General features: G+C 27.7%; 10 protein-coding genes. All 10 read left to right on the top strand.

Features of this window, described 5'->3' with window-relative positions; genetic code table 11:
• The first annotated feature begins 137 nt into the window (after positions 1–137).
• Positions 138–623, top strand: a complete 486-nt coding sequence (rraA, locus tag CRV01_RS07890) for a ribonuclease E activity regulator RraA (RefSeq protein WP_129007666.1) — start codon at positions 138–140, stop codon at positions 621–623.
• A 136-nt stretch (positions 624–759) separates the two neighbouring features.
• Positions 760–3,735: an ABC transporter substrate-binding protein gene (locus CRV01_RS07885; RefSeq protein WP_129007665.1), complete on the top strand. Its 2,976-nt coding sequence runs from the start codon at positions 760–762 to the stop codon at positions 3,733–3,735.
• Positions 3,732–4,436, top strand: a complete 705-nt coding sequence (locus CRV01_RS07880) for a response regulator transcription factor (RefSeq protein ID WP_258238358.1) — start codon at positions 3,732–3,734, stop codon at positions 4,434–4,436. Before CRV01_RS07885 ends, CRV01_RS07880 begins: the two co-directional genes overlap by 4 nt.
• Positions 4,437–4,617: 181 nt before the next feature.
• Positions 4,618–7,170 (top strand): TolC family outer membrane protein, encoded by a 2,553-nt coding sequence (locus CRV01_RS07875; RefSeq protein WP_129007664.1) that lies wholly within the window; start codon positions 4,618–4,620, stop codon positions 7,168–7,170.
• A gap of 9 nt (positions 7,171–7,179) precedes the next feature.
• Complete coding sequence (locus CRV01_RS07870) at positions 7,180–9,333, top strand: type I secretion system permease/ATPase (RefSeq protein WP_129007663.1); 2,154 nt, start codon at positions 7,180–7,182, stop codon at positions 9,331–9,333.
• On the top strand, positions 9,326–10,705 hold the full coding sequence (locus CRV01_RS07865) for an HlyD family type I secretion periplasmic adaptor subunit (RefSeq protein ID WP_129007662.1): 1,380 nt from the start codon (positions 9,326–9,328) through the stop codon (positions 10,703–10,705). Before CRV01_RS07870 ends, CRV01_RS07865 begins: the two co-directional genes overlap by 8 nt.
• Before the next feature lies 1 nt (position 10,706).
• Positions 10,707–11,312, top strand: coding sequence for a response regulator transcription factor (locus tag CRV01_RS07860; RefSeq protein ID WP_129007661.1), 606 nt, complete (start codon positions 10,707–10,709; stop codon positions 11,310–11,312).
• 97 nt (positions 11,313–11,409) lie between these two features.
• Positions 11,410–19,755: a cadherin-like domain-containing protein gene (locus CRV01_RS07855; RefSeq protein ID WP_129007660.1), complete on the top strand. Its 8,346-nt coding sequence runs from the start codon at positions 11,410–11,412 to the stop codon at positions 19,753–19,755.
• 137 nt (positions 19,756–19,892) lie between these two features.
• A complete protein-coding gene (locus CRV01_RS07850; RefSeq protein WP_258238357.1) occupies positions 19,893–20,414 on the top strand; it encodes a transglutaminase-like cysteine peptidase in 522 nt (173 codons plus the stop codon).
• Positions 20,411–22,303, top strand: coding sequence for a LapD/MoxY N-terminal periplasmic domain-containing protein (locus tag CRV01_RS07845; protein ID WP_129007658.1), 1,893 nt, complete (start codon positions 20,411–20,413; stop codon positions 22,301–22,303). The genes CRV01_RS07850 and CRV01_RS07845 overlap by 4 nt, the downstream gene beginning before the upstream one ends.
• Positions 22,304–22,337 lie beyond the last annotated feature (34 nt).

Below are 22,337 nucleotides of genomic sequence, written 5' to 3'. Positions count from 1 at the left end.
TTATCTTCTAAAATCAGAAACTAAATACGCGCGAACAAAAAAAGGAGGTAAAACTCCTTTTTTACTCTTAATCAACAATTGCTAGTTTTATGCCAGCGAAATAAAGTAACATTTCAAAAAAATTAAAAAGGAAGAATATGAGAAAATATAGAACAGCTGATCTTTGTGATGAAAATCAAGATAAAAAGATTCAAGTATTATCTTCAAGTTTTAAAAACTATGGAGGGAAAAAAAGATTTAAAGGAAAAATAAAAACTGTTAAAATTGAAAAAAGTAATTGGGCAGTAATTGATATATTAAAAAATGAATTAGGTAAAAATAAAATTTTAGTTATTGATGCCAATGAGGTAAATTATGGTATTGTGGGAGACAAATTATCTAATCTTGCAGAAAAAAATCAATATGAAGCAATAATTGTAAATGGATATGTTAGAGATACAATGGAAACAGAAAAATTTAATATTGGACTTTTTGCCCTTGGTACTTGCCCTTTAAGAAATTTTGATAAAACACCATCTGAAATAGGTATTGATTTATACTTTGGAAATGTCTCTTTCAAAGAAGATGATTATATATATTGTGATGAAGATGGAATTATTATTTCAAATGAAAGGCTTATGTAGCATATACTCTCTATCGTAATATAATACTTTTAGGTAGAGAGTATTACTTTCTCTATTCTTTTATAAATTCCAAATTAAACCTTATTTAATTACAATATAATAATAAAAGTGATAAATGCTTATTTGAAGGAAATCATTGTTTTTTAAACTACTTAAATATTATATATTAATCATCTTAATTCCACTATCTTTATTTTCTAAAGAGTTAGAAAAGATAAATCTTCAGTTGCAATGGAAACATCAATTTGAATCTGCTGGTTTTTATATGGCAAAAGAAAAAAGTTATTATAAAGATGCAGGTTTAGATGTTAATTTTTTAGAGTTTAAAAAGGGTATGGACATAACCAATGAAGTTTTGTCTTCAAGGGCAGACTATGGTTTATCTTTTTCATCTATTATTGTAGATTATTTTAATAATAAACCAATTGTTTTAATAGCAAACTTTTTTAAGCAGTCTCCTTTGGTATTAGTGACTCAAGATGATATTAAAACCTTAAATGATTTAAAAGGTAAAAAGGTGATGGGACTTCTTGATAGTACCCATAAAAGAACAATTACCTCAATGCTTGATAAATTTAATATTAAAAAAGATGATTTTATAAATATACAAAGAGAGTTTTCATTAAATGATTTTATAAATAAAAAAGTAGATGCAATAAGTGTGTTTACAACAAATGAAATATATTTATTAGATAAGTTAGGAATAAAATACAATGTTTTTGACCCAGCAGTGTACACTACAAAATTTTATGACTCAAATTTATTCACAACAATAGCCGAGGTTCAAAATAATCCTCAAAGAGTAAAAAAGTTTAAAGAAGCATCAATCAAAGGTTGGAAGTATGCTTTAGAAAATAAAGAAGAAACGATAAATATTATCTTAGATAAATATAATCCTCAAGCTAAAACAAAAGAAGAACTCTATTTTGAAGCTAGACAAATAGAGCATTTAATGTTAACAAATATATATCAAATTGGAAGTATTAACTTAAATCATTTAAATATGATTGTAGATGATTATGCACAATCACAATTGCTAAATAAAAAGCATAAAAGTGATATTAAAGAGTTTATTTATGACAAAACAAATGAGTTAAAAGTAAAACTAAATAAAGAAGAAAAAGAGTATTTAAAAAATAAAAAAGAGTTAAAGATATGCATCGATCCTAATTGGCAACCTTTAGAAATGCTTTTAAATGGAAAACATCAAGGAATATCATCAGATTATATAAAATCTATTTCGAAAGCTTTAGGTCTTCCTATTAAACTAGAAGAAACTAGTACATGGTCCCAAAGTATTGAAAAAATAAAAAATAAATTATGTGATATTTTGCCCTTGGCTGAAAAGACACCTAATAGAGAAGAGTATTTAAACTTTACAACCCCATATATTATTACACCCGTGGTATTAGCAACAAAAAAAGATCAACCTTTTATGGCAAATTTAGAAGTAGCAAAAAATAAAAAAATTGCAGTAGTAAATAATTACTCAATTCAAGAATTATTTGAAAATAAATTTCCAAATATAGATTTTAAAAAAGTTGATACAAGTTTGCAGGGTTTAGAAAAAGTTGAAGAAGGGGAGGTCTTTGGATTTTTAGATAGTTTTCTAGTAGTAAATCATGAGCTTTATAAAAGTCCTTCAAAAAATCTAGCTATAAAAGGACAGTTTAACGAAGCTATTTACTTAAGTATGGCATCTAGAAAAGATGAACCACTTTTAAATACAATTCTACAAAAAGGCTTAAACTCTATATCTGAAGAAGAAAAGAATAAAATTCTATATAAGTGGACTAGTTTAGAAGAGCATGAGAATATTGATTATGAATTAATTTTTTGGATTTTATTTTGCTTTATCTTGATACTTTTGCTATTTTTTTATTGGAATTTAAAGTTAAAAAAAGAGATAAAGTCTAGGTTAAAAGTAGAAAAAAAATTAAAAGATAGTGAAGCAAGGTTCAGAATACTTTTTGATATCGCGCCAATTCTTTTAAATCAATTTGATGAAAATGGAAAAGTAGTTTTTTGGAATAAAGAGTGTGAAAAGGTATTTGGATATACCTTTGATGAAATAAAAAATGAAGAAGACCCTTTATCTTTATTTTATCCAGATAAAGAGATTAAAAAAGAAGTTATAAATTCATTTGAGGTAAAAGATGGAATATACAAAGAGTGGTCTCCTATAACTAAAAGTGGTAAAAAACTTACAACACTGTGGTCAAATATAGAAATCCTTAATAACGAAGTTGTTAATTTTGGGATTAATATTACAAAAGAAAGAGAATATGAAAACTCTTTAAAAACTAAAGCAAATCAATTAAGGCTTACATCTAATAAACTTCAAGATTTAAATGCTAATTTAGAGAAAAGAATTAAAGAAGAAACAGAAAAGAATTCAAAATATCAATTTAAGATTATGGAACAAAGTAAACAAGCCCAAATGGGTGAAATGCTTGAAAATATTGCCCATCAGTGGAGACAACCACTTGCAGAGATTAATTCATTAATATTGTTGCTAGATTTTGAATTAACAGAAAAAGAACTTATGACTGAATATATAGAAGAAAAGTTATCTAGCATTGAAAATATAACAAATTATTTATCAAATACAATCAATGATTTTAGAAGCTTTTTTGATACAAATAAAGAAGCAAAAGAGTTTAATGTGTATCAAAATACAATAAAAGCTTTAAGTATTTTTGATAAAAGAATTAAAGTAAATAATGTAGATATTAAACTTAATATAGATAAAAGTATAAATTTATTTAGTTTTCCTAGTGAGTTAAACCAAGTATTATTAATACTTATAAATAATTCAATTGATGCCTCTATTGAAAAGAGTATTGGTTCTGCAGAAATTAAAATCTATTCAGATAATACACCAGATTACTTTTACCTTTTTGTAGAAGATAATGCAGGAGGGATTGGTAAGTCAAATATTGATAAAATTTTTGATCCTTATTTTACAACAAAACATAAATCTAAAGGTACAGGATTAGGTCTTTATATCTCAAAACTAATAGTTGAAAAGCTATTAAATGGTAAAATAAAAGTAGTAAATAAAGACAAAGGTGTATCTTTTTGTTTAAAAATACCAAAGGGCAGAAATTGATTAAAGAAAATAATGAAAAATATCCTTATACTATTTTATTTATTGAGGATGAAGAAATTATTTTAAATAACTATACTACATATTTAAAAAAGATATTTTCAAATGTTCTTACTGCAAGAGATGGAGAAGAGGCTTTAAAATTATACAATAAAGAGAAACCTGAAATAATAATTGCAGATATTCATATTCCAAAAATTAATGGCTTAACTTTATTAGAAATGATTAGAGAAAAAGATTTAGATGTTAAACTTATTGTTTTAACAGGTCATGTTACAACAAAATTCTTACTTCAAGCTACATCTTTAAAATTAATAAATTATTTGCAAAAACCAATTTCAAGGTTGAAATTAAAAGAGTCTTTGAATAAAGCAATTGAAGAGATATCAAATTATAAACTTGTAAAAATTCAAAATATAGAACTAAAAAATGGATATTCTTGGGATATTAGAAATAAAATTTTAAAAAGAAAAGAAGAATTAATAGAACTTACAAAGAAAGAGACACTATTGCTTGAGCTTTTATTTAGTAGTGTTGAAAAAGTTTTTTCTTATGATGAAATACTTTATCAAGTTTGGAATGATTTTGATGATGAAGGTAATATAAACTCTCTTAAAAACTTAGTTAGAAGGCTAAGGCTTAAACTTCCAGAAGAAACATTAGAAAATGTTTTCAAAGAAGGTTATAGAATAAAAATTAAATAAATCAAAATTCTCTTCATAATAATATTTTTTTAGATTATATTCCTATAAAAGGTATTAATTATAATAAAAATAAAAATTAAATAAATTATTAATTTTTAAAATAATCACTTCATTTCGTTACTTCTGTGATACTTCTTTTTTATATACTTACTCCAAATGAAACTAATTTGGGGAAAGTAGTATGAAAAAAACAGTACTAAGTATAATAACTAGTGGTCTTTTACTAGTTGGGAATAATTTAAGCGCACTTACACTTGAAGATAGTGTAAAAGAAGCAATAAATACAAATCCTGTCGTAAAAGAAAGATTAAAAAATATAAGAGAAGTACAACAAGATTTAAATATAGTAGAGGCTGAGTGGCTTCCTTCTTTAGATTATACTGCATCATTTGGAAGAAATAATGCAGGTGATATTAAAGATTATGAAGAAAATAGTAAGTATAAAAATAATGTAGCAGATCATACTTATAATCATTATACACATTCATTAAAATTAACACAAAATATTTTTAATGGTTTTAGTACATCAAATAAAATAGACTATCAAAAGTCAAGAATCTTAGCAGCAGCACATCATTATGTAGAAAATGCTAATGATATAGCTTTTCAAATGGTAGGTTCTTATTTAGATTCAATTAGAAGTTACAGATTACTTCAAAATGCAAGAGACAATGTAAAAGTAAATGAAAAGATATATGAAGATGTACAATCATTGTTTAATAGTGGGCTTACTACAAAATCAGAGATGACAAAGATTAGATCTTCTTTAGCTCTTGCTGAGTCTAATTTAGTAGTACAGCAAAATAATATGATTGATAAAGGTTTTAGATTTAAAAGATTATTAGGAAGAAGTGTAAATATTTCAAAACTATCTTTACCTAAACTTGATTTAGCAATGCCAGAAAGCTTAGAAAGAGCAACTATGGTAGCTATTAAAAATAATCCTTCTATATTAGTAAGTAACTATAATATAAAAGGTGCTCAAAGTTTATATAGAGAGAAAAAAAGTAAATTTTATCCAAAAGTGGATTTTGAAATTGAGCAACTTTATAATGATATTGATAGTCCAAGTGACTATACAATTGACAGCGCAGATGATAGAACAAGAGCATATGTAAAACTATCATGGAACCTTTACAAAGGTGGAGCACACGAAGCTGATATTCAAAAAAGTAGAAGTTCTATTAATAAAGAAGTAGAAATTCAAAGAGATTTAAAAAGACAAACTATTGAAAGTTTAGAACTATCATGGTCTGCATACGAAATGTTATCAAAACAGTTAGAAGAGTTATATAAATATTATGAATATAGTGAAGAAACACTAGCTAGTTATCAAAGTGAATATGAGATGGGAAGAAGAACATTACTTGATTTACTTTCAGCTCAAAATGACTTAATCAACTCTAAAACTCAAATTATCAATGCACAAACAGATAAACTTTTTGCACAATATAGAATATTAGATGCAATGGGATTATTAGTTAACTCTATTTTAGATGAAAATTCATATCAAGCAATTGTTCAGCCAGTTAATAAACCATTTGAAATTGTTGAAGATGAACTACCAATTAAATTAGATGTTGATTCTGATGGTGTTGTTGATGCAATTGATATTTGTGACAATTCTTTAACAGGCGATAATATAAAACCTACAGGTTGTATTCAAGTAGAACCTGATACAGATTTTGACGGTGTACCAAATACAAAAGATACTTGTCCTACTACTACTCTTGGTGCAATTGTTGATGAAAAAGGGTGTGCACTTGAAGATGGAAAAAATAGATTTGAAGTTGAGCAAAGTTTATATCTAGATGAAGTTCCTAAGTACACTTCTAATAGTCCTAAAAAAGATGAAAAATTTGGTCTTTATGATTATGAGTTTAATGTAGCAGCAAATAAAAATGTTGAATCAACAAAACTAGATAAACACCTAATGTATGATAATTTTGAATTAATAAAAAGATTTGATTTCATTAATATGAATAACTTTGATTCAAAGAATAATAATATAAAAGAAATTGCTAAGATAATTAATTCATATGATAGAGATGATATTACTGTAACTGTAATTGGACACACAAAAAATATGGAAAATGATGAGAAAAGTTATAATGAAGCTTTAACTTATGCTAAAACTATCACAAAACTGTTAATTGATAATAATGTAAAAGAAGATTTAATAGTTCCACAATCAAGAGTTTACCATGACAATTTATATCTAGAGACTGATAAACATAATCTAAACAATGTTGTTGCAGTTGCATTATATGTGCCAAAAATTGTAATCCTTGATGATGATAATGATGGTGTAAGAAATGAATTAGATAAATGTCTAAATACAAAAGCAGGATATACAGTAGATAAAGATGGTTGTACAAATAAGATTAATCTTGAAGTATTATTTGAAAATGATTCATCAAAAATAAAAGAACAAACAGTTTCTAAAGTAAAAGCTTTTGCTCAATTTTTAGTTGATAATAAAGAGTTCAATACAGTTATCACTGGACATGCAAGTAAAGATAGTGTAAATAGTTCAATAAAGTATAATAAAGATCTATCAGAAAAAAGAGCAAATGCCATTAAAACATTTCTTATCTCAAATGGAGTTGATAATTCAAGAATAATGGCTCAAGGGAAAGGTTTCTCTGAGCCAGTTGCTGATAATAGTACAAAAGAAGGAAGAGCTTTAAATAGAAGAATTGAAGCTGAATTAATTAATGTAAATAAAAAGTAGAAAAAGAAATTGTTACATCATTCTTATAAAAAAGATTCTCTTTTAGAGTCATTAGTTTTATATACAAAGTTATTTCATAAGCCTTATTCAGCACAATCATTAATGTCAGGTTTGCCAATTGATTCAAACCTGACTGAACAATTACTATTTTCTACAAATAGTTCAAAATCTTTATTTTCAAGGGCTGCTCAAAGAGCAGGATTAAGAACTAATTTAATAGAAAAGTCTATTTCTGAAATCTTACAATTACAACTGCCAATTATACTTATTTTATCAAATAACAACTCGTGTATTTTAGAAAGCTTTGTGGGTGAAGATAAAACAAAAGCAAAAATAATTTTTCCAGGGGAAGAACCTTTAGAAGAGGTTGTAAAAGTAGAAGAACTTGAAAAAGAGTATTTAGGTTTTGCTTTTATGGTAAAAAAAGTTTTTGAGTATGAAAATAATAATAACAAAACTTTAGATTTAAAAAATCATAAACATTGGTTTTGGAATACTTTAGGTTTTTCAAGAAAAATATACTTTGATTGTATTTTAGCATCGATTTTAATAAATTTATTTGTGTTAGCAACACCACTTTTTACAATGAATGTTTATGATAGAGTTATTCCAAATAATGCCCAAGAAACACTTTTTGTATTTACTATAGGAATTGTCTTTGTTTTTTTTATAGATGCTTTTTTGAAATTTTTGCGTTCATATTTTTTAGAAATAGCAGGGAAAAAAAGTGATATTATCATGTCTTCTATTATTTTTGAGAAAGTAATTGACTTAAAGTTACAAGAACATCCAAGTTCTGTTGGTTCTTTTTCTAATAATTTAAAAAGTTTTGATAGTATTAGATCTTTTTTAACAAATGCAACTTTAAGTGTATTGATTGATTTTCCTTTTTCTTTATTGTTTTTAGTAGTTATCTTTTATATTGCAGGAATAATTGTTTTAGTTCCTATATTAATTATTTTATTAATAGTTATATATGCATTATTAATAAAAAAACCACTTCAAAAAAGTATTGAAAGTACCTTTGAAGCAAGTGCAAAGAAAAATGGAATTTTAGTTGAGTCTTTGCATAATATTGAAACAATAAAAGTACATGGTTTAAGTAGTAGTATTCAATATGATTGGGAAGAATCAACGGGAGAGATTGCAAATAAAAGTTTAAAATCAAGAATATTATCTTCTTCTATTCCCACTGTTACACAACTTTTTTCAGGTTTAAATACTGTTCTTATTATTGTACTTGGTGTTTATCAAATACAAAACTTTGAATTAACAATGGGTGGACTTATTGCAGCAATGATTTTATCTGGAAGGGCAATTGCTCCAATGGGACAAATAGCTGGATTAATTTCAAATTATGAAGATGCCAAAACTTCATATAAAATGCTTGATGAAATAGTGAATAAACCTTTAGAAAGACCGTTGGCAAAAGAGTTTGTTAAAAGACCATCCTTAAAAGGAAATATTGAATTTAAGAATGTAAGCTTTAAATATCCAGATTCTCAATATTATGCTTTAGAAGATGTAAGTTTTAACATAAAAGAGGGTGAAAAAGTTGCCTTTATAGGGAAAATCGGTTCTGGTAAAAGTACAATTGCAAAGCTTATTTTAAAGCTATATGAACCAGAAAGTGGGTCTATTTTAATAGATGGAATTGATATCTCTCAAATAGATCCTGTTGATATTAGAAAAAGCATGGGATATGTTCCACAAGATATAAATTTATTTAGAGGAACGATAAAAAGCAATATTCTAGGTCCTTATAGATTTATTGATGATGAGTGGTTATTACAATGTTCAAAAATCTCTACAACTGATGATTTTGTAAAACTTCATCCAATGGGTTATGATATGCAAATAGGTGAAAGAGGTCTTGGTCTTTCAGGAGGACAAAGACAAAGTGTAGGAATTGCAAGGGCATTAATTTCAGAAGCTGATGTGTATCTTTTTGATGAACCTACAAACGCAATGGATCAAACAACTGAAAATAGAGTATTAAATAATCTTAAAGAAGATATCAAAAACAAAACCTTAATTTTAGTAACACAAAAAATGAATATGCTTGATTTAACTTCAAGGATTATAGTTATGAATCAAGGAAAAAAAGTTTTAGATGGCAATAAACAAGATGTTATAAAAAGTTTAGGAACTACAAATGGCTAGTTTTAAAGAAATTAAAGAGACTTTTTTTAATGATAATCTTCCAAAAATAAAAAAAGATTTGAATAATCGTGACCTTGAATATATGCAAAGTTTAAGTTCAGCAGTAATTCATAATAGACCTAAAAAACTCCATTGGGTATTGGTATCTTTTGCAGTAACAATTGTATTTTTTATAATTTGGGCAGCATTTGCACAAATTGATGAGATAGCAAGAGGGCAAGGAAAAGTAGTACCTAGCGGACAAAATCAAATTCTTCAAAATCTTGAAGGAGGTATTGTTTCAGAGATATTAATAAAAGAGGGTGACTTTGTAAAAAAAGACCAAATATTATTAAAAATTAGTAATGAAAAATCTTCTTCAAGTTTGGTTTCAAGTGAAATAAAAATACTATACCTAAAGGCACAAATAAAAAGATTAGAAGCAGAGTTAGCTCAAATAGATTTCCAATATGAAGAAACTGAAGATAAAGATTTAAATGACTTTTTAGCAAATGAAAAAGAGTTGTTTTTAAGTAATATGAAGCAGTTAGATTCAAAAGTTCAAATCTTAAAAGAACAACTTAAACAAAAACGAAGTGATCTAAATGATGCTAAACAAACAATAAAACATCTTAAGTTCTCAGCACAAGCTATTGATAAAGAAGTAAAAATGACTGAACCAATGGTAAAAAGAGGAATTCGTGCAGAAGTTGATTTTTTAAAGCTGCAAAGAGAATTTAGTGATGCGAAACAAAAGCTTCAAAGTGCTATTCATACAGTAAATAAAATAAAATCAGAAATAGTAGAAATAGAAAAGAAAATAGAAGAAGTCAGTGAAATATATAAAGCAAAAACACAAGAAAAATTAAATGAAATAACAACTTCACTTAAAGATTTAGAAGCAAATACTGTAGCTTCACAGGATCAAGTTTCAAGGGCTATTATTAAATCTCCATCTAATGGTATTGTGCAAACACTTCATGTAAATACAATTGGAGGGGCAATAAAACCTGCACAGGATTTAATAGAAATAGTTCCAACTGATTATAATTTAATAGTGGAAGTTAAAATTTTACCTTCTGATATTGCTTTTATTTATCAAGGACAAAAAGCAGTAGTAAAATTTTCTGCATATGATTTTTCTATTTACGGTGGTTTAGATGGTAAGGTTATAAATATTTCACCAGATACAATAACTGAAAAAGATAATAAAACATACTATCTAGTAAGAATAAAAACTAATAAAAACTTTATTGGAACAGAAGAAAAGAAGATGAAGATTATACCTGGAATGGTAGCTGATGTTGATATTATTACAGGTAAAAAATCTATTTTAGACTATATTTTAAAACCAATACTAAAAATAAAACAGTATACCTTTACGGAAAGATAAAATGAGAAAAATATATTTATTTACTGATGATTTGCTATTAGCTGGAAGATGGTTAAAACTAATTAAACAAAAAGCAAATATACTTGACCGTTTAGAAGAGTTAGAAAGTATAATAAATAGTATTATTATTATCAATACTTCAGCCTGTAGAGACCTATCTGAAAATATATTTAGAAAACTTATAGAAAATCAAAATAATATTATGCTTTTAGATAATACGCCTAATGTTTTAACTGCAAAAAATTATTTAAATAAAGGTATAAAAGCATATGGAAATACTTTGATGACTACTTCATACATAAATTCAAGTATTGATGCTTTACAAAAAGACTATATTTGGTTATTGCCTGAAATATCTACAAAGCTTATGAGTGAAATGATAAATTCACAAAAAACAAGTCAAGAAGAAAAAATTGATTCTATCTTTGGTGTTTTAACTACTAAAGAAAAAGAGATTTCAAAGCTTTTAAAAGAAGGATATACAAATAAAAAAATAAGTGAAGAACTTAATATTTCAATAAATACAGTAAAAACGCATATTAAAAAGATATATGAAAAACTAAATGTAAAAGATAGATTATCTTTTGCATCTTTATTTACAAATTAGTAAAAAAATAAAAATATCACCCCTTTGGGTGATATACAAAAGAAATAAAATCCATTAATATCTTAAAATAATTAATAATCTCAGAAAAGGAAACATTATGGCAACAAAAGCTGGTATTGTAAAAAGTTTATCAGATGGGATTTTTCATGTAAAAGATGAAAACGGTAATACAAAATTGTTAAAAGTAGGGGATGCAATCTTTGAAAATGATACTATTTATGGAGACACTTCAAATTCTACTTCTTCAAAAATTGAAATAGAATTATCAGGAAATGATGTAATAGTATTAAGTGAAGGACAAAAACAGCTAATTGATTCTTCTTTAATAGAAACAGTTTTTGGAACAGAAGAGTTATTCTTTACTAGAGAAGGTTTAAATCTAAATCCTGAAGCATACAATGCGCAAGAAGATGTAGTTAGTGATTTAAGAGATGCACAGTTTACAGATGAAGCAAAAGAAGTAATTGTTGAAAATGCAGAGGGTGAAAACCAAACTGAGAATTCTGAAGAAGATGCAACAGAAGAAGAAACAGCAGAAGGTGAAGAAGCAGCTGAAGATGAAACTGCAGGAGAAGCCCAATTTGAAGCAAGGGATGGTGATGCTACTAATGTTGCAAGTGATTTAAGAGATGCTAGCTTTAGAGCAAGAACTCAAAGTTTTATTGATAGAGAATTATTCCAAAATGAGTCAGAAGATAGATTAAGTTTTGATTTAAATAGTAATCCATCAAATCCATTTAGTCCAACAACTCCATCTAACCCAGATAGACCAACAACTGAGCCAAACCCAGAAGATCCAACAACGCCAGAAGATCCAACACCACCAGAAGATCCTACAACGCCAGAAGATCCAATAACACCAGAAGATCCATCAACACCTATATCAACACCAAAAACTATTATAAAAGTTATTGCAGCAAATTCTAATGGTGAAGCACTTAAAGATGTTGATGGAAACTATATAGTTATAAATGAAGCACCTGAAGGTGAAAGCGCCTATTATATAGCACTTGCTTTTAAACCAGGGACAAATGTATTTAACGATTCAACAAAACAAGATGTTCAAGAAGGAACAGTTGATTTTATATTTACCGATAAAACAGCTACAAGAGATCCAGACTCAAATGCACCAGAGGGAAGTAATGATTATAAAACTGATGGGAATATCACAACTATAACATTAGGTGGTGGTGTAGGAAATGTTGTAAAAGCAGATGCCTTAGATGATTATATTGCAGACAATGGTGAAAAATTCTTAGTAAAGATTGACAATTATAAAGAACCAACTACTCCTACTGGTAATTATGGAGATATAAAAATAGATGGTTCAGGTGTTACTACAACTATAACGGATAACTCAAAATTAAATACACCAAATGACCAAACAGATGATACTGTTGAAAATGATAAAGAGATTGTTATGATAAAACTCTTTGCCGCTGATGAAGATGGCAATGTTATTAAAGATGGAAGTGGTAACTACCAATTAGTAAATAGTGTAGATGAAGTTGATGGAAGTGTAGCTAATTATATTGCATATGCTTTTGAAGATGGAGAATCTACATTTAATGATTCTACAAGACTTGATACTCAAGTAGGTCAAGTTGAGGTTGAGTTTGCTGATGGAAGTGCTACAGGAGTTAATTCTTCAACTTCTTCTTCAACTGATGGATCAGAAGATTATAATAAAACTTCACAAACTATAAAAATAGGTGAATCATTTAGTACAGAAATATTTAAAGAGAGCACAGAAGATGGAGGTGAAAAATATACTGTAAATTTAGTAGATGATACCTACTCTTCAAATAATAACAATGGGTATGAAAGTGTTAATACAGATAATACACCTGTAACCACGACAATAAAAGAGAGATTATTTGCAAAGATTGAAGTTATAAATGATGGTGTTGACAATGTAGCCAATGAGGATGAACAATTACAATATACAATTACAATTGTAGATGAAAATGGTAATCCCGTGACTGTGACAAGTGATGCAACAGTATATTTAGATTATGCAGGGTATGGGAATAATCCAGCAACTGCTAGTGATGATTATACACCTAAAAATACAATTGTTGTATCAAATGGTACTACAAAAACAGTTTTAACTCTTGATGCATTAGATGACTATTTTGCAGAAGGTTCAGAGCAATTACAAATTACAATTGATAAAGTTGTTTATAACAATAATGAATTTAGTATAAAACCTTATAATACTGCTAATGGTATGCCTACAGATGAAGATAGTGTTATAGGAACAATTAACGATAATCCAGCTGATACTAAACAACCAACAGATGAAGCTAATACTGATAATACAACTACTCCTGCTTATGACTCTGATGATACAGTTTATGTGAAAATAATTGACAACGATACTGCTATTGAAGGAAATGATTTAGTTCATCATATACAATTAGTAGATAAAAATGGAAATGCTGTTATTATTCCTCCTGGAGAAACATTAACTTTAATACTTACTTATAACACAGAAAGTGGAACAATTACAAGTGATGATTTTGTAAATGGCTCTAATAACTACAGTACTACTATAACAGTAACTTTAGATGAAAATACACCTAAAGATGCAAATGGGGTATATAAGCTTCCACTTACTAATAAAACAATTGATGATTTTACTGCTGAAGGTGACGAAGTTTATACCTTAACAATAACAGATGTATCGCAATCAAATGATACTTTTGAAAATGTAGCAATTGGAGATCCTTCTGGAAATAATAAATCTGTAACAGGAACTATAAAAGATGGTATTACTTTAGGAACTCCTGAAAATGCAATGGTTGATGAAGATAATTTTGTTATAACAGATCCAAATACAAAAATAGAAACAACAGAGTCTTTAGGTATTCAAAAACCAAATAATCCAGATAACAACTATACTTTATCTTTTGATGAGACTATAGCTGTTTATAAAGGAGATGAAAATTCTACTGAAACAAATATTTATGGAGATAATTCAGCACTAAAATCAGGTGGTGAAGTCATCAAGTATAAAGTAGATGGAAATAAAATTACAGCTTATACAGGTGATGAATCGAATTACGCATCAAATAAAGTATTTGAAATAGTATTAAATAAAGACAGTGGCATTGCTAGTGGTACAACTACAAAAGATAGTTATACTTATACACAGTATAAAAATATAGACCATCCTATTGCAGGTGATTCTGCCGTAGCTACAAATGATGATGACTTAACCTTTGAATTTGGATTTAAAATTACGGACCAAGGGCAAACAAGTGAAGTGGCTAAGTTTAAAGTAAAAGTAAATGATTCACTACCAATCAATGTAGATAGAGATGTTGAAGTAAATGAAGATAACTCTTTAGATATTGTAATCTCTCCTGAAAACTTTAAAGATGGTGAAATTCAAATTAGAGTAAATGGTGATGGTACAACTTATACAACATTAAGTGATGGTCAAACAATAAGAGTAACAGACCCAAGTGATTCTTCTGTGGAAATTGGAACTTTAACAAATAATGGTGATGGTACTGTAACATTTAAACCAGATGGAGATTATAGTAATTATAACGCTAAACCTTGGTTTGAATATGCAGTGAGTGATTTTGATGGTGATACAGCAGCTGGAAAAGTTAACATTGATGTAAAACCTGTTGCAGATGCTCCTAAAGTTCCAGTATCAGATGTAACATCATATGAAGATGCTTCAACTTATAATGACTCAAGTACTGGAAATGAGGCAGAGGGTGGAAATAAAATACCTTTAGGTTTAAATACTCCAGAACTTAGCAAAGATCAAACAGATAAAAATGCTAGTGGCAAAACTGGTGATAATCCAGAAAGAAATGGAGAAATTACTTTAACATTTAAAAATGGTGATAAAGTAAGTGGTGCAAAAGTATTTAATGGGGCAAATGAAGAATCAACTATAAATAATTCAAATCAAGAATTAAAAATAGTAATCGTAACTGTATCTGGTGATTCAAATACTATTGACTATGACTATCATCATGCAGATATTACTACATCAAGTCCAAGTGGTGCAAATGTTTTATATCTTACAAAAACAGAATATGAAGCATTAAAAATTCAACATGCTGAAGATAATGATACAGATATAAATATCCAAATAAGTGTAACATCTTATGAAGTTAATGATTCAAATGAACCTTTAGATACAGCTACTTATGGAAATCAAGTAGAAAATGAAACTACAGCTGATATGACAGTGAAAATAAATCCTGTAACTGATGAATTTACATTAAATTGGGATGGAACAAATAATGCTCAAGTTGATACAGTAGATGTAAATACAAAAACTGTAGTATTTAATGATATTGTAGAAAATAATACTAATCCAAAAACAGGTGAAGTAGCATCAGATACTTCTTTAGATTTAAAAGCATTATTAACTGCAACAAGTGGAACATCAAGTGTAGGTAATACAGATTCTACTTTTGATTTAGACGGTTCTGAAGAAAGAAGTTATACTATTAGCTTAACACCAGAAAATGGAACTACTCTTCCAGACTTTATCTATATTACAATTGGAAGTAAAACTGATGTGAAAGTTTATAATGATGGCAATGGAAACTATAGTGTAGATTTTGATAAAAATGACAATAAATTACCTGACCCAGCATTTAGTATGAAGTTTCCTGATTACTGGAGTGGAAAAGTAACTGGAACAATAACATTAAAATCACAAGATAAAGGTGTAGATAGTAGCGATACTAAAGGAAGTGTAGAAGAAGATAGTGTTAACTTTGAAGTAACAGTAACACCAGTGGCAAACTTAGCAACCATTAAAGTGGAACAATCAGTAGGGTTTGAAGACGCAGGTAGAGATGATGGAAATAGTTCTAGTAATCCAAGTGATACAGTAAATTCAAATGGAACAGGTGGAATCCCATTAAATATCAAAGTAAGTTCTGATGATAAAGATGGTTCTGAAATCTTTAATGTAAGAATTAAGGATATACCTGAAGATGCAGAGATTTATTATGGTGAAACAAAAATAGATTTAACTAATATAGTAGGTGGTAAAGGTGAAATTCAAATAAATGATTTTGATAATGACACTGCATTAGTTATTGTACCACCATATAATGATGATAGTGATTTTACTTTAAAAGTTGAAGCTCAAACAGAAGATGGAAGTAATCAAACAGCTTGGACTGAAAAAGATATAGATGTTATTGTAAAAAATATTGCCGATGCACCAGAAGGAACAACATTAAAAAGTAGTATCACTGTAGATGAAGCTAATCAGTTAGATATAAAAGATATTTATTTAGATGCAACTGCACTTGATGGTTTAGATGATAGTGAAGAGTTAACAATTAGAATTGATAATTTAACTTCTGGTCTTACAATAGAGAATGGAAGTCAATACTATGTAGAAGATGGACAATATGTAGTAAAAGCAAGTGATATAAAAGCAGGAAGTATTAAGATAAATATTCCTAAAGACTTCAGTGGAGATGCAAGTTTTGATTTAACATATGTAACAACTGAAAAAGCAGGTGAAGGAGATAGTAAAACACATAATACTCAAACTGTAAACTTCTTTGTAAATCCAATTGCAGATGATGTATCAGTTTCAAGTTCTTCAACTATTTATGAAGATGTTGATGGTGGAACAAATAAAATAAATATTTCTCCAAGTTTAACTGATAATGATGGAAATGGAACAGAAACAATTACTGTAGTTAAAATCAAAGCCGATGGTGTTCCTGCTGGTTATGAATTATATTTAGATTCAGATATGACTCAAAATATAAGCTCAACATTAGATAATGGTTATTATGTGTTAACAAAAGCACAAGCAGCTAGTATTTATGCAAAAAATACAACAGAACATGACTTAAATGGCAAAACAAGTTTTGATTTAGAAGTTACTTACACTGTAAAAGATACAAATGGAAGTGAAACAGATATAAAAGACTTCACTCATACTCATACAGTAAATGTACAAGCAGTTACAGATGCTCCAAGTTTAGCAATAAATAGTATTTCAGAAGACTCAGGAGATGTAACGATTTCAGGTTCAACTGTAAAAGTAAATCAAGAAGACTCTAAATTTACAGTTTCTGTGACAACTTCAAGTGATGATAAAGATAGCAGTGAAACAGTACAAGAAATTATAATTACTGGTGTACCTATGGGAGTATCAATTGAAGGTGCTACATACTATGGATATAGTGGTAGTGAGCATAATAATATTTGGGTAATAACTGCTCCTGCTGATGGTACTTTAGATATGAATGGTGCACTTGAAAGTATTAAGTTTATAGTAAATCAAGGTGCAGACTTTGCAACTAGACCAATTACAATTACAACTTATACTAAAGATACCAATGCAGAAGTAAAAAGTGCTTCTCAAACTGTAACGATTGAAAAAAATTATACTGCTTCAGGTTCAGGACCAGGAACTCCAGCTGATTTAGAACTAGCAGTTAAGCAAGCAGCTATTCAAGAAGATACTGAATTTAGTCTTGCTGATGTATTAGAAGTAAATCTTGAATCAGGTGGTTCACAAGGTAGTGGAAATGCAGTTATTACAATTACCGATTTAGCAGAGGGAACATCAATTTCAGGGTATGATTATTCATATGTCGAAGGTGGAAAAACTTTCTATGTTATAGTTGGAAATGGAAATGCTGCTGATATGAATACAGAATTAGCAAATGTAAAAATCACAACTACAAAAGATGTAAATTCAGATCAAGATGGAACTTTAAAAGGTGACTTTACTTTTACTGCTGATATAGCGACACAAGATAATGGAGGTTTTAATAGTGGTAATCAAGTAAATTCTACACAAGATATTACACCTCTTACAGATGAAATGACTATAGATATTTCTGCAAATAATGTAGATGAAGATGGTACAACACCTCTTACTATCACATTATCAAATCCAAATGATGCAAGTAAAACAGAGCTTGTAGGAAATAGTATTACTATAACTATAACTGAAACTTGGAATGATACAGAGTCTAATGGAGTAAATGGAACTACTGGAACATTAATTGATACTTCTGGAAATTATGACATTGTAGATAATGGAAATGGTACATATACAATTACACCAAAAGCTGGACAACCTGCATTTGAAGTTGATTCACCAATTACAGGTTTAGAATATACTTCTGCATCTAATAGAGATGGAAGTGTGAAATTTGAGGTAAGTGTTCAAAATAAAGAAACTGGAAGTAGTGTGACTCTTGACTCAACAGGAAGTAAAACAATTAACGTTACTCCTATAGTAGATGTGCAACTTGATGCGACAGTTGTAACAGCTACTGGTATTGAAGATGACCCAACAACAATTGGTGGTACAACATTAGCTAATCCTGTAAAATTAGAAGTAAATTCTAGTGCCTTTGATGATGGTTCTGAAAGTCTTGGAAATATCATTTTAGATGAGGTTCCAAATAATTTTACTGTTTGGTATGTAGAGAATGGTTCTTTAGTTATGGCTACTAATGTAGGTGAAACAAGTGGAAGTGATTTTGATTTAACACCAAATATTAATGGTGATACTGATGTGCATAGAAATAAATGGTTAATTCCTGTAAGTGATGGAACTTTACCTGAAATATATATTAATGCTCCAGAAAATTGGTCAGGTGAGTTTGATTTTGATGCTAAGTTTATTATAAAAGAAGAAAACTTATCTACCTTTGAGCAACAAACAGTCGAAGTAACTGGAAAAATTGAATCTGTTGCCGATGATATGACAATAGATCCAACAATGACATTTGGAGATGCATTTTCTTGGGTTGATTTAAATCTGAATGCAAATATGGCAGATGTAGATGGAAGTGAAACTATGAGTTTAGAGCTTGGTGGATTAAATGAATCTGCACAATTCCAATTAGAAGATGGTACAGATTTAAGTTCAAAAGCAACATGGGATGGTTCTAATTGGGTAATAGAAGGTATTACTTATGATGAGATTAATAATATTCAGTTGTCCCATGACAAATCAGTGAATAATGTAACTGTAAAAGCATGGACACAAGAAGTAGATGAAAATGGAAATCCATTTAGTCCTGATATTTCTTCTAATGAAGTTACTAGTTCATTTGAATTAAAACTTTCAGATGTTTCAGGTACGTTCAAACTTGATGAAGGAATGAATTTAGACTTTGACAAAATTGATACTATAACAAGTGCAAAAAATCTAAATGAAATTGATTTAAGTGTATCAGGTGATAATACTTTAGCAAATCTATCTTTACAAGATGTAATTGATATGACAGATAGTAAGAATGAGTTAGTTATTAAAGGTGATAGTTCTGATACAGTTTCATTTAAAAATGATGGTAATACTTGGACAACTAAAGCTGGAACAGGAGCTGATAGCGGATATGATATTTACACAAACTCAGATGATCCTTCTGTTAAAGTTAAAATTGAACAGAATATAAGTGACCAAATAGTATAAAAAGGTAAAAGAGATAAGTTTATTTTATCTCTTTTATTTTTAGATACAATATATGTATGAAAGTATTTATTATAATTTTATTTCTGGTTTTTTCTAGTTCTTCTGCAAATTTTTCTAGTTCTAATCTAATAAAAGAAGTGGAAAAAAAATATAAACGCTTTGCAAAAAATAGATTTATAGCTTTAGAACGAATTATCAAAAGAGCTTCAAAAAAGAGTGAAGAAAAAAAATTAGAGATGATCAATGATTTTTTTAATTATGTACCTTATGGAAGTGATAAAGATATTTATGGTGTAAATGATTATTGGGCAACTCCTTATGAGTTTTTAGCACGGGATAAAGGTGATTGTGAAGATTATGTTATTGCAAAATATCTTGTTTTGAAGTATTTAGGTATATCTTCTAAAAAGATGTTTCTTTCTTATGTTCGACTCAAAGGATCAAAAGAAGCACATATGGTACTTTCATATTTTAAAACACCTAGTTCAGAACCTTTGATTTTAGATAGTGTAAATAAAAGAATTTTTAAAGCTTCAAAAAGAACTGATTTAACACCAATTTATAATTTCAATCCAAATATATTAAAAAATGGAAAAAGAACATCTGCTCACAAAAAATGGGATAGATTAATGAAAAATTTTAGGGAGAATAAAATATGAGCCTATTTAGACAAATTTCAATTTTACTTTTAGTGGTTTTCACATTACTTTTTATTTTGATTTTAAGTATAAGTTTTAATGAAATAAAAAACTCAGCCAAAGAATCACTTTATGAAAATGTTCAAAATAGTGTATCAAATATTAGCCTTTCTATTACAAATGCAAATGCGGATGAAAGTACTATCAAAACAGTATTAAATGCGAGTTTTGATAACGGAAATTATGAAAAAATAGTATTTAAAAACTTAGATGAAAGTATTGTATATGAAAGAATAAAAAAAGAAGAAGAAATTGAAAACTCTATACCTTCTTGGTTTTTAGATTTCGTTCAAATTAATGAAGTCTCATCTTCATCAACTGTATCTCAAGGTTGGTCTGTATTGGGAAATTTAGAAGTTTTTGCAGATAGAGAAACTCTTTATTTACAACTTTATAAAATATTTATAAATCTATCTATTACTTTGGTAAGTTTATTTATCTTTACTTTAGCCATAATTTCATTACTTTTTAGAACTATTCTAAAACCTTTACTTACTATCAAAAAACAAAGTGATATGGCACTTGAAAATAAGTTTATTTACCAAGAAAAAATACCTTTTACTAAAGAGTTTAAATCTGTAACAATTAGTATAAATAGTATGATTGAAAAGATTCAAAATATGTTTAATCATGCAAATGAAATACTTAAAAGAAATAGAGAATTACTTTATATTGATGAGTTAACAAAACTTTATAATCGTAAGTATCTTATTTTAAAAACAAGTGAATATTTAGAAGAGAATAGTATGAATAATAAAGGATATATTATCTCTATTATCATTACAAAAATTGATTTACTAAATAAAAAAATTGGATATGACAATGTAGATAAATTGTTTTTAAAAGCAGCGAATATCATAACAGATGAAACTTCATTTCAAGATGCAAATATTATAGCAAGAACAAATGCCGCCGAGTTTATTATAATTTTACCTAGGGTAAATGAGAAAGAGGTAAAAACAATTGCAAGACAATTATCTATAGATTTAAATAACTTATTAGAAGATGTTCTGGATGAAGAAATAGAACTATATTTAGGAGTTTGTCATTATAAAGATGAAAAGAATCATAGTGAATTATTAGCTAAAATTGATTATACATTAAATCAATCAAAAGTATTTCAAGGAAATGATTCTTATTATTTAAATAATAGTGAAATTCATGAACCTAAAAGAAGCTTTAGAGAAATAATAAATTTAGCAAAAGAAAAAGAAGAGTTTAATATCTTATATCGTGATATTGTTAATTTAGATACAAAACAAAGTGAATACAAAACTATTAGTTTTGAAATAAAAAATAAAGATAAAGTTTATTCATATGGAGAGTTTATAGGAACAGTATTAGAGTTAGATCTTTTAGAAGAAATATATTTAAAAGTTATAGAAAAAGTTTTAAGGCAAAATATTTTTGATAAAAAAGTCGCAATACAAATACCTAGTGATTTTATTGCGAATATGCCTTTTGAAAAGTTAAGAAAGATTTTTGAAGATCAAAAAAGTTTTAATAAAAATATAATATTTGAATTAGAAGAAGAATCTTTTACAAAATATGAATTTAACTGTATAGTCTTTTTAAATATGCTTGATGATTATGGTTTTGATATTGCAATTTTTAATTTTATGGGAATAAGTGAAGAATATGACTATTTAAAAATAAAAAAACCTGAATATATAAAAGTAAATAAAAGATTCTTACATTCTTTAGAAAGTTTAGATGCTATAAATATGATTAAAAACTCTCTAGGAATAAAAATAATTGCTACTTCTATAAATAATGAAGAGGATTTAAAAAGTTTAGAAAATAAAAATATAAATCTTATATCAGGTAAGGTAATAGAAAAGCTAATTTAAATACAATACATTTTTAAATCACTATAAAATTAAA

This window comes from Arcobacter sp. CECT 8983, assembly GCF_004118855.1.
Taxonomy (GTDB): Bacteria; Campylobacterota; Campylobacteria; order Campylobacterales; family Arcobacteraceae; genus Halarcobacter.
Note: the sequence above shows the minus strand (reverse complement) of the source record. Positions and strands in the feature narration are given on the sequence as shown.

Coding starts and splice junctions, on each gene's coding strand:
- rraA (WP_129007666.1), top strand. CDS start 138: ATGAGAAAATATAGAACAGCTGATCTTTGTGATGAAAATCAAGATAAA.
- CRV01_RS07875 (WP_129007664.1), top strand. CDS start 4,618: ATGAAAAAAACAGTACTAAGTATAATAACTAGTGGTCTTTTACTAGTT.
- CRV01_RS07865 (WP_129007662.1), top strand. CDS start 9,326: ATGGCTAGTTTTAAAGAAATTAAAGAGACTTTTTTTAATGATAATCTT.
- CRV01_RS07860 (WP_129007661.1), top strand. CDS start 10,707: ATGAGAAAAATATATTTATTTACTGATGATTTGCTATTAGCTGGAAGA.
- CRV01_RS07855 (WP_129007660.1), top strand. CDS start 11,410: ATGGCAACAAAAGCTGGTATTGTAAAAAGTTTATCAGATGGGATTTTT.
- CRV01_RS07845 (WP_129007658.1), top strand. CDS start 20,411: ATGAGCCTATTTAGACAAATTTCAATTTTACTTTTAGTGGTTTTCACA.